The organism is Paraburkholderia sp. SECH2 (genome assembly GCF_030464795.1).
GTDB lineage: Bacteria > Pseudomonadota > Gammaproteobacteria > Burkholderiales > Burkholderiaceae > Paraburkholderia > Paraburkholderia aspalathi.
The window spans coordinates 97,787-104,048 of record NZ_JALPRH010000028.1 but is presented as its reverse complement, the minus strand read 5'-3'; the positions used below and the strand labels follow the sequence as shown (position 1 = coordinate 104,048).

Genomic DNA, 6,262 nt, shown 5'->3' with positions numbered 1-6,262 from the left:
CCCCGCACAGGGGGAACGCTAATAGACCACTAACAATTCAAGGAAAGGCCAAAGCGCTAAGAACACGGACAATAAGCGCCGCGCAGGCAAAAAACCCTCTCAGCTACTAACAACAGCAGAAGGACAAGCCGGCACAGCAACAGCAACCCCCTTCCCAGCAGAACCACCCTTAGGCGCCACAGCCGCCATCATCTGCACAGCAGCAGCCACCTGCACAGCAATCCGCTGCAACGCCACGCGATGCCCATTAACAAGTGCATCGTAGCCGCCGCTAACCGTCTCACTCACCACACTCCGACAGGTCATCACCCCAGTACCACGTACAGCCCTAACACTCCAGACCGCATCGATCAACGCATGCGACCCCGGCCATGACTCGAATCGCTGCACATTCATGCTGACCCGGTACACCGGCGTCGTATCCGGATACGCAGTGCCATACACGTCAATCGTGCCCAACTGCTGCGTCAGACTGGTCGACAAAGCCCGCCGAATCTCGTCACCCGGCAACGAAGCCCATCGCTCCTGTTCAAGCACCTGGACCTGCGTCGGTCCCGTCTGCACCACCAGCTGATTCTTCGCCACCTGCGGCGGCACATCGATCGGCGCGACTTCGATCAGCCACGCCGGCGCAGCCGAAGTCCGCGCGCTAACCGGCGCCGCGGCGCCAGCAGGCGCGCCATCGGCGCCGAGCGTATAAAAGCGGCTGCTCGGCGACGAACACGCCGCCATCGCCACCAGTCCGGCCAGAGCGCCGACATAAACAGCGCCGCGCACGAGCCCGCGCGGCGGGCGGGGGAGCCGGGCAAACATCATGGTTTATCTCCTGATTTACCGCGCAACAGCGATTCCGGATGACGCTCCAGATAATCCGACAACGCATTCAGCGACTGCAACGTGCGCGTCAGTTCCTGCAACGCCTGATGAACATCCGACTGCAACGGCGAGTCCTGCTGCAACGTCGCCTCGGCCGAACCGAAGGTCTGCTTCGCCGCAGCGAGGGTGTCGCGCGCTTCCGGCACGACTTCCTTGTCGAGTCGCGTGAACAGCTGGTCGGCGTTCTTCAACGCGCTGTTCAGGTTCGAACCGATCTGGTCGAACGGCACCTTGTCGAGCTTCTTCGCAATGTCGGCAACCTGCACCTGCAGTTCGTCGAGCGAGTTCGGAATGGTCGGCAACTCGAGCGGATCGCCCGTGACGTCAACCGTGGCCGGCGGCGCTTTCGGGAAGATATCGAGCGCCACGTACAACTGGCTCGTAATCAGATTGCCGGTGCGCAACTGGCCGCGCAGACCATGCTTGACGAGTTGTTGCAGCAAGGTTTGACCCGCGAGGCTGCCCGGTGTCGGCGCGGTTTCGCGGAAGCGCTTGCCGAGGCGGTCCGGGTACAGGTTCATCGTCACCGGCATCGTGAAGCTGCGCGTCTTCGGATCGTAGTCGATGCCGATGTTGGTCACCTGGCCCAGCACGATGCCGCGGAAGTCGACCGTCGCGCCGACCGACAACCCACGCAGCGACTGATTGAAATTCATCACCACGCGCAATGGCACGCCGTCCGGTTCGCGCATCGCGTCCTGTTCATCCGAGCCGAGGCGGAACGTCATGTTGTTCGGCGCCTGCGCGCCCACGCCCTGGCCCGGCGGCGACTGGAACGACAGGCCGCCGACGATCACCGTCGCAAGCGACTGCGTATTCAGCTTGAACCCGCTCGAGTCGAGCCGCAGATCGACGCCGCTCGCATGCCACCAGCGCGAATTGGTGCCGACGTACTGGTCGAACGGCGCCGACACGAACACCTGCATCGTCACGCCGGTGCCGTCCTTGTCGAGCGAGAAGCCCACCACCTGGCCGACCTGCACGCGCCGGTAAAAAATCGGCGAGCCGATGTCGATCGAGCCGAGCGAGTCGCCGTGCAGAATGAACTGGTGGCCCTTCTGGTCGCCCGTAATAGGCGGCGGCGTTTCGAGGCCGACGAAGTTCTTCTCGGTGTCCGGTGAATGGCCGGCGTCCGCGCCGATGTACGCGCCCGAGAGCAGCGTGGTCAGGCCCGATACGCCGCTCGCGCCGACGCGAGGGCGCACCACCCAGAAGCGCGAATCCTTGACCGCGAAGTCTTCACCTTCCTTGGTGAGCTGCACCTGAACCAGCACGTGCGACAAATCTTTCGAGAGCGTGATGGTCTTCACCGAGCCGACGTCGACGTCCTTGTACTTGACCTTGGTCTTGCCGGGCTCGAGGCCTTCGGCGCTGGTGAACGTAATCGTGATCGTCGGGCCTCTTTCGGTCACCGACTTGATCACGAGCGCGAGGCCGATCAACGCGGCGATCAGCGGAATCACCCAGACGAGGGAGGGTAGCCAGCGGCTCTTCGGCTCGATGTCGGGGTCTGGCAGTTGGGGCGGCAGCTTCGGTCCGTTCGAATCGTTGCGCGGCGCATCGGAGGCGGGCGTCGGTCCTTGCGGGCTAGTCATGGTCGAGGTCCTGAGGTTTTGGAGTACTGCCTTCCACGTTGTCCCAGATGAGCCGTGGATCGAATTGCATGGATGCCATCATCGTCAGAATCACCACCGAGCCGAAGGCGATCGCGCCCGGGCCGGCCGTGATCACAGCAAGCGACTTGAAACGGACCAGCGCGACGGTCAGCGTGACGACGAACACGTCGAGCATCGACCAGCGCCCGATCCGTTCGACCATCCTGTACAACGTGGTGCGTTGCTCCGGCCGCCAGCGCGAGCGGCGCTGCGCGGTAGTGGTGAGCAGCACCAGCACACTGAGCTTGAGCATCGGCACCATGATGCTGGCGATGAACACGATCACGGCCAGCGGCCAGTCGCCCGAGGTCCAGAAGTACACGACACCGCTCATGATGGTGTCGTCTTCCGAACCGAGCAGCGACGCCGTATGCATCACCGGCAGCAGATTCGCGGGAATATACAGCAAGGCGGCGGCGATCAGCAGCGCCCACGTGCGCATCAGGCTGTCGGGGTTGCGCCGGTGCAGCACCGCGCCGCAACGGCTGCAGTGCTGCGGCGTGACGGAGCGGATGCGCGGCTCGACGCGTCCGCATGCATGGCAGGAGACGAGGCCCGCGCGCTTCGCGGTGACGTATTTCATCGTGCGCTCATCCCTGATGCGGGGCCGGCGGAGCGCCCGGCGGCAATGCGGATTGCGACCCGCCTTGCACTTCCGGTGGCGCGGGCGGCCCGGCGACCGAACTGACGGCAGCCGCCGCGCTGTCCGCGGAAGTACGCGGCAACGGCCGCCGGCCGCGCTCGCCCATTTCGTCTGCGAGATCCCACAGCACGCGCGGATCGAACGTGACGACCACTGCGATCATCAGCGTCAGCACGCCGAACGCGAATAGCGCCGCTTCCGGAATCACGCGCGCGAGACTCACCATCTTCACGATGGTGATCAGCACGCCGAGCATGAACACTTCGATCATGCCCCACGGCCGCACGAATTGAATGGCGCGCAACACGCGGTTGAAGGCAGGTGGCACGTAGCCCGAGCGCAGCGGGATCAGCACATAGAGCAGCGCGACCAGTTCGGTCAGCGGGAACAGGATGGTCGAGCAGAACACCATGACCGCGACGATCTGCATGTCCTCGCCCCATAACGCGACGAGCGCGCCGAACAGCGTGGTCTGCGAGGTGATGCCGTTGGTTTCGAGTTCGACGATCGGGAAGGCCTGGGCGATGACGAAGGTGATCAACGCGGCCAGCGTCATCGCACAGATGGTGTCGAGCTTGCGGGAGACGCCCCGATAGAGCGTCGCGCCGCAGCGCGGACAGCGCGCGACCATCCGCCCGACAAGCCGGGGCTTGCGGAACAGCGTATCGCATTCATGGCACGCGATCAGGTTGTCATGGTCCATACGGCAGAAGGGCTAACGACGTGATGGGAGGCGTGCAATGCCCGTTTCAGGGCAGGGCTGCAGAAAGCGTGGAGCAATAGTACCAAACGCGCTTCGCCGAGGGCAGGCCGTTGCTTCTCGCGCAAGCGCTCGGCCAGGCGGCTTCGGAATCGGAATAGTCTTACATAAAAGCTTACCTCTGACACCGTCCGGCCCTAATTGTTCAATACCGTTCTGCTCGCGGGAAAACTTTCCGGGTGCTGGGCTCTGCATGAGACCGGAGTAAGCGCTGAAGCGCTAACTCCGGTCGACACTGCCAGCTTTTTCCGCTTGCGGTAGCATGGCGGCCTTGGCGTGTGCCGCAGCCGCCATGTTTTCTATCGCGTCGCGCAATGCAGCATGCATTGGCGGGCGTGGAATAGCAGGGCCGACTGCGCCGTTAACCTCTCTTAGCTTGCGTTGACCTGTCATGGCACACAATCCTTCTTTCGGTGGCCGGGAATCGTACACGCGGACTGCTATTGCCCTTCACTGGCTGATCGCGCTGCTGATCGTGTGCGGCTTCTCGCTGGGTTGGGTGATGACCGACATCCCCGGCTTCACGCCCACCAAGCTGCGCTATTTCTCCTGGCACAAATGGATCGGCGTGACGGTGTTCGCGCTCGCCGTGCTGCGCGTTCTGTGGCGCGCCACCCATGCGGCCCCGCCGATGCCGCGCCGCATGCCGGGCTGGCAGCGCGGCGCCGCGCATCTCACGCATCTGTTGCTGTACGTGCTGATGATCGTTATTCCCGCTTCCGGCTATCTGTATAGCTCGGCGGCCAACATCCCGGTGGTGTACCTCGGCCTGATTCCGCTGCCGCGCCTGATCGCACCGGACCCGCATCTCAAGGAGTTGCTGAAGAACGTGCATATCGCCCTGAATTACACGTTGCTCGTGCTGGTCGCATTGCACGTTGCGGCGGCCCTGAAGCATCAATGGTTGGACCGCGACGGCCTGCTGTCGCGCATGCTCCCTTTCATCAAATAAGGATAACCATGAAAGTTTCGTTTTATCGCTACATGCTCGCCGCGTTCGCTGCGGCCTCGCTGACCGCCGCCGGCAGTGCGCTGGCCCAGGTCGACGTCGCGAAGAGTTCGGTGACGGCAACCTCGAAGCAGATGAACGTGCCGGTGGAAGGGAAGTTCGGCAAGTTCACCGCACAAGTCAAGTTCGACCCGGCAAAACCGGCCGACGGCAGCGCGCAGTTCAGCATCGACGTGGCCAGCTACGATCTCGGTGACGAAAGCTACAACGATCAGGTGCGCGGCAAGGACTGGTTCGACGCGAAGACGTATCCGACTGCAACCTTCGTATCGAGCGCGATTGCGCCGGCCGGCGGCAATCAGTTCAAGGTCACGGGCAAGCTGACCATCAAGGGTAAATCGCAGACCGTCGTGGTGCCGGTTACGGTCACCCAGCAGGGTGCGAACCAGACGTTCGACGGCTCGTTGCCGATCAAGCGCTCGCAATTCGACATCGGCACCGGCGAATGGAAGGACACCTCGGTGGTGGCCGATGACGTGGTGATCAAGTTTCATATCGTTGCAGCACACAAGTGACGTTCGCCGCGCTCTCTGGGCGCGGCTGCTTTCCTTCAAGTCGGGAATTCCGGAACCATAAGGAGCATGAATTGAAAACATCCCTGTTGATCGCCGTCGGCGCACTGGCTTCTTCTTTCTCGCTCGGCGCGTTTGCTGCTGCCGACACCTATCAGCTCGACCCGACCCACACGTATCCCAGCTTCGAGGCGGATCACTTCGGTGGCCTCTCGGTGTGGCGCGGCAAGTTCACCAAGAGCTCCGGCACGGTCACGCTCGATCGCGCAGCGAAGACCGGCACGGTGGACGTCACGGTTGACCCGGCTTCGGTCGAAACCGGCAACACCAAGCTCGACGAGCATCTGAAGACGGACGCCTTCTTTGATGTGGCCAAGTATTCGTCGGTGACCTACAAGGGCACCGATATCAAGTTCGACGGCGACAAGCCGGTCCAGGTGGTCGGCAGCCTGACGATGCATGGCGTGACCAAGCCGCTGAATCTGACGATCGAATCGTTCAAGTGCATGCAGCATCCGGTGCTCAAGCGCGAAGTGTGCGGCGTGGAAGCGAGCGCGCATTTCAACCGTAACGATTACGGCATGGATTTCGGCGCCAAGTACGGCTTCAGCATGGACACCAAGCTTCACATTCAAGCCGAAGGCATCAAGCAATAAGCGCATTAGCGAGCCTTTTAGCCGGCTCGTATTCAATGTCACTTATGACGCTGCCGTTGCGCCGCAACAAAAAAACCGCTTCGTTCGCTTTTGCGATGAAGCGGTTTTTTATTGCCTGCCCGAAACGCCGGAAGCCTTGTGCAATGGCCAC

At 62.4% G+C, this 6,262-nt stretch carries 8 protein-coding genes; 3 read left to right on the top strand and 5 right to left on the bottom strand.

Annotation, left to right across the window (positions count from 1 at the left end; all coding sequences use genetic code 11):
- Positions 1-99: 99 nt before the first annotated feature.
- From M0D66_RS32155 to M0D66_RS32140, 4 genes are read right to left on the bottom strand one after another with little or no spacing between them, the layout of a single operon-like run.
- The gene (locus M0D66_RS32155; protein WP_211702936.1) at positions 100-816 is read right to left on the bottom strand and encodes a membrane integrity-associated transporter subunit PqiC; all 717 of its coding nucleotides are present in this window, start codon (positions 814-816) and stop codon (positions 100-102) included.
- The gene (locus M0D66_RS32150) at positions 813-2,471 is read right to left on the bottom strand and encodes an intermembrane transport protein PqiB (RefSeq protein WP_093644597.1); all 1,659 of its coding nucleotides are present in this window, start codon (positions 2,469-2,471) and stop codon (positions 813-815) included. The genes M0D66_RS32155 and M0D66_RS32150 overlap by 4 nt, the downstream gene beginning before the upstream one ends.
- On the bottom strand, positions 2,464-3,114 hold the full coding sequence (locus M0D66_RS32145; protein WP_266212544.1) for a paraquat-inducible protein A: 651 nt from the start codon (positions 3,112-3,114) through the stop codon (positions 2,464-2,466). Before M0D66_RS32145 ends, M0D66_RS32150 begins: the two co-directional genes overlap by 8 nt.
- A 7-nt stretch (positions 3,115-3,121) precedes the next feature.
- Positions 3,122-3,877 carry a paraquat-inducible protein A gene (locus tag M0D66_RS32140; RefSeq protein WP_211708181.1) on the bottom strand — a complete coding sequence of 252 codons (756 nt, stop codon included), beginning with the start codon at positions 3,875-3,877 and terminating at the stop codon, positions 3,122-3,124.
- Positions 3,878-4,325: 448 nt separating this feature from the next.
- Here M0D66_RS32140 and M0D66_RS32135 point away from each other — a divergent pair, with 448 nt between their 5' ends.
- The 3 genes from M0D66_RS32135 to M0D66_RS32125 all read left to right on the top strand — a co-directional run bounded on the left by M0D66_RS32135 (position 4,326) and on the right by M0D66_RS32125 (position 6,111).
- Positions 4,326-4,886: a cytochrome b gene (locus M0D66_RS32135; protein WP_093644601.1), complete on the top strand. Its 561-nt coding sequence runs from the start codon at positions 4,326-4,328 to the stop codon at positions 4,884-4,886.
- Positions 4,887-4,894: 8 nt separating this feature from the next.
- Positions 4,895-5,458: a YceI family protein gene (locus M0D66_RS32130; RefSeq protein ID WP_093644603.1), complete on the top strand. Its 564-nt coding sequence runs from the start codon at positions 4,895-4,897 to the stop codon at positions 5,456-5,458.
- An 83-nt stretch (positions 5,459-5,541) separates the two neighbouring features.
- A complete protein-coding gene (locus tag M0D66_RS32125; RefSeq protein WP_266212546.1) occupies positions 5,542-6,111 on the top strand; it encodes a YceI family protein in 570 nt (189 codons plus the stop codon).
- Here the strand turns inward: M0D66_RS32125 and M0D66_RS32120 are convergent.
- Entirely contained in the window at positions 6,101-6,262 is a 162-nt protein-coding gene (locus M0D66_RS32120; RefSeq protein ID WP_256456018.1) for a hypothetical protein, read from the bottom strand. The genes M0D66_RS32125 and M0D66_RS32120 overlap by 11 nt on opposite strands.

Excerpts from the sequence above, each read along its gene's own strand:
- M0D66_RS32145 (WP_266212544.1), bottom strand. The coding sequence starts at position 3,114 with ATGAAATACGTCACCGCGAAGCGCGCGGGCCTCGTCTCCTGCCATGCA.
- M0D66_RS32140 (WP_211708181.1), bottom strand. The coding sequence starts at position 3,877 with ATGGACCATGACAACCTGATCGCGTGCCATGAATGCGATACGCTGTTC.
- M0D66_RS32150 (WP_093644597.1), bottom strand. The coding sequence starts at position 2,471 with ATGACTAGCCCGCAAGGACCGACGCCCGCCTCCGATGCGCCGCGCAAC.
- M0D66_RS32135 (WP_093644601.1), top strand. The coding sequence starts at position 4,326 with ATGGCACACAATCCTTCTTTCGGTGGCCGGGAATCGTACACGCGGACT.
- M0D66_RS32130 (WP_093644603.1), top strand. The coding sequence starts at position 4,895 with ATGAAAGTTTCGTTTTATCGCTACATGCTCGCCGCGTTCGCTGCGGCC.
- M0D66_RS32155 (WP_211702936.1), bottom strand. The coding sequence starts at position 816 with ATGATGTTTGCCCGGCTCCCCCGCCCGCCGCGCGGGCTCGTGCGCGGC.